Genomic DNA, 3,381 nt, shown 5'->3' on the forward strand with positions numbered 1-3,381 from the left:
TCCAGCCGCTCCTTGATGTTGACGGAGTAGGCGGTGTTCTGCAGCGACACGACCATCTGCTCGGCGATCGACATGAAGAGGTTGTTGAACACTTCCAGCATCACCGGGTCGGCATGCGTGCCGATGGCATAAGTGCGCTTGAGCACCCTGGTGCGGTTGAGCACCAGATGGTTCTTGGCCGTCAGTTCGGCCTGCCAGCCCGGCTCGACCACGATGGTCTGGTGCGGCTCGATGATGATGGCCGCGCCCTTGACCCTGCTGCCGGGCTTCAACTGGTCGCGGGTATAGACATTGGCCTTGTGCCAGGCGCCGTTCGAGAAGAACTGCGTGCGCCGCGCCGGCTTGGGCAATGCGGTTTTGGAGCGCCGCGCTGTCTTTTCGTTGAACTTGGCGCCGCCGCCGACGGCTTCAACCGAGACGGCTTCGATGACGAGTTGCTTGTTGCGGTCGATGAAGCCGAAGCGCGCCTTGTGTGCTTTCTCGAAGGCGCGCTGCATGGCGGGCAGGGTGGCGGCATTGACCGTCAGCGCCGTATCGGTGCCGGCGTAGCGAATATGCGCGCGCACGAAGACCTTGATCTTGGCCGCAGGTACGCCCTGGCCGGCGACTTCGTCCTTCACCACCTTGCCGATGCGCTTGGCGGTTCTGGTGAGCGCGGCCAGCGCCTTCGCCCCGTATGGCAGCTCGATAGCCTGTTCGCGCGTGGCGCGGATGTCGGCAAGGCCCATGCCGTAGGCCGACAGCAGCGACGAGAACGGGTGGATCAGCACCTTCGTCATGCCGAGCGCGTCGGCGACGAGGCAGGCGTGCTGTCCGCCGGCGCCGCCGAAGCAGTTGAGTGCGTAACGGGTTACGTCGTAACCGCGCTGCACGGAGATCTTCTTGATCGCATTGGCCATGTTCTCGACGGCGATCTTGATGAAGCCATCGGCGATTTCTTGCGGCTTCATGCCGACGTCCTTGGCGAGGTCGTCGAAGGCGCTTTTCACCGACGCTTCGTCGAGCGGCTGGTCCTGAGCGGGGCCGAAAATCTTCGGGAAAAAATCGGCGATCAATTTGCCCGCCATGACGTTGGCGTCGGTCACCGCCAGCGGTCCGCCGCGGCGATAACACTTCGGCCCCGGATTGGCGCCGGCGCTGTCCGGCCCGACGCGAAAGCGTGCGCCGTCGTAATGCAGGATCGAGCCGCCGCCGGCGGCGACGGTATGAATGAGCATCATTGGTGCGCGCATCCGTACGCCCGCGACTTCTGTCTCGAACGTGCGTTCGTATTCGCCATCGAAATGCGACACGTCGGTCGAGGTGCCGCCCATATCAAATCCAATAAGGCGGTCGAATCCGGCCTGCCGTCCGGTTTCCGCCATGCCGACGACGCCGCCGGCCGGGCCGGACAAAATCGCGTCCTTACCCTGGAACAGTTCGGCCGCCGTCAGCCCGCCCGACGACATCATGAACATCAGCCGCGCCTGCGAACTCTTGGCGTCGAGCGCGGTGTCGACCTTCGCCACATAGCGCCGCAGGATCGGCGAGAGATAGGCGTCGACGACTGTGGTGTCGCCTCGGCCGACCAGCTTGATCAGCGGCGACACTTCGTGGCTGACCGAGACCTGGCCGAAGCCCATCTCGCGCACGAGCTTCGCGATGCGCTGCTCGTGTTCAGGAAAGCGATAGGCGTGCATCAGCACGATGGCTACCGCATCTATGCCATCAACCTTGGCCGCTGCGAGATTGGCGCGCACCGCTTCGAGATCGGGCTCGCGCTCGACGGTGCCGTCGGCGCGGACACGCTCGTCGACTTCGGCGACACGCTCGTAGACGAGATCGGGCTTGATGATTTCGAGCGCGAAGATTTTGGGCCGCGCCTGGTATCCGATCTTCAACGCGTCGCGGAAGCCCTTGGTGATCAGCAACAGCGTGCGGTCGCCCTTGCGCTCCAAGAGCGCGTTTGTGGCGACAGTGGTGCCCATCTTTACCGCGCCGACGCGGCCGGCGGGGATCGGCTCGCCGGATTTCAAGCCGAGCAGGTCGCGAATGCCCTGCACGGCGGCGTCGGTATAGGCCTCGGGATTTTCCGACAGCAGCTTGTGCGCGGTCAGCCGGCCGTCCGGCGCGCGCCCGACCACGTCGGTGAAGGTACCGCCGCGGTCGATCCAGAAGTCCCAGAGTGCCGCTGATTTCTTGCCTGACTTCTTCGCCGCCATTGACCTAACGCCTCTCCGTGAGGCCGCACGATGCCGCCCTGTCAGCCTCAAGACAAGCCTGCTAAAGTTGTCCCAACAAACAAAACCGGCGCGCATAAAAGTGCCGGATCAGGGGAGGAATGCCCATGAGGCTTCGACGCCGTGATTTTCTGTCGCTTGCCGCCGGCGCCGCCGCGCTACCCGTATTACCGCGCTTTGCCAAAGCACAGGAATGGCCCGCCAAGACCATCAAGGCCGTCGTGCCGTTCTCGGCCGGCAGCGCCACCGACATTATCCCGCGCACCGTGTTCAACCAGTTGTCGGCCGATCTCGGCCAGACCATCGTCGTCGAAAACCGCACCGGCGCAGGCGGCACGCTGGGCGCCGCCGCCGTGGCGCGCGCCGAGCCGGATGGTTACACGCTGCTGGCGATCTCGTCGGCCCACACCATTATTTCGTCGGTCTATCCGAACATCGGTTACGATCCGGTGGCGGATTTTGCCGGCGTCATCCCGCTCGGCAATTTGCCGAATGTGCTCGTGGTTGCGCCGTCTTCCGGCTTCAAGACGGTCGAGGATCTGGTCGCCGCGGCCAAGGCCAAGAACGGAACGATGACCTATGCTTCCGCCGGCGCCGGCACCGCCACGCATTTCAGCGCCGAACGTCTGCGTCTCTCCGCTGGCTTTGAAGGCAGTCACATCCCGTTCCGCGGCGGACCGGAAGCCGTGACCGAAGTCATGACCGGCCGCGTCGATTTTTATTTCGCGCCGATGGCGCTGGTGCTGCCGCTTATCAACGACGGCAGACTGCAGGCGCTGGCAGTCAGTTCGCCGATGCGTGCGTCCGCTTTGCCGCATGTGCCGACCACGCTCGAAGCCGGCTTTCCCAATTCCGATTACCTGTTCTGGGTCGCCGTCTTCGTGCCCGCCAAAACGCCGCAAGCGATCATCGCCAAATTGTACCAGCAGACGCAAAAGACGCTTGCCACCGCCAGCATGAAGGAAAAACTCGCCAAGCTCGGCGTCGAGCCCATGGCGATGACCTCGGCCGAACTCGACGCGCTGGTCAAAGCGGAGATCCCGGTGAACGCGGCCATCGTCAAGGCGGTCAATCTCAAAGCCGGGTGAGCAGGGGAGCTTTGCCATGACGCTTCAACGTCGCGACTTTCTGGCGCTTGCGGGCGCCGCCGCGGCCGTTTCTG

Annotated in this window: 2 protein-coding genes; one reads left to right on the top strand and one right to left on the bottom strand. The window is 64.1% G+C overall.

Annotation, left to right across the window (positions count from 1 at the left end):
- A partial coding sequence (locus JWQ24_RS28195; protein ID WP_299815816.1) for a hydantoinase/oxoprolinase family protein occupies positions 1 to 2,201 on the bottom strand: 2,201 nt, incomplete at its 3' end.
- A 125-nt stretch (positions 2,202 to 2,326) separates the two neighbouring features.
- Between JWQ24_RS28195 and JWQ24_RS28200 the strand changes: the two genes are divergently transcribed.
- Positions 2,327 to 3,307, top strand: a complete 981-nt coding sequence (locus JWQ24_RS28200; RefSeq protein WP_299815819.1) for a tripartite tricarboxylate transporter substrate-binding protein — start codon at positions 2,327 to 2,329, stop codon at positions 3,305 to 3,307.
- The last annotated feature ends 74 nt before the right edge of the window (positions 3,308 to 3,381 follow it).

Origin of the sequence: Tardiphaga sp., assembly GCF_028290495.1 — a bacterium.
In the GTDB taxonomy this organism is placed as follows: domain Bacteria; phylum Pseudomonadota; class Alphaproteobacteria; order Rhizobiales; family Xanthobacteraceae; genus Tardiphaga.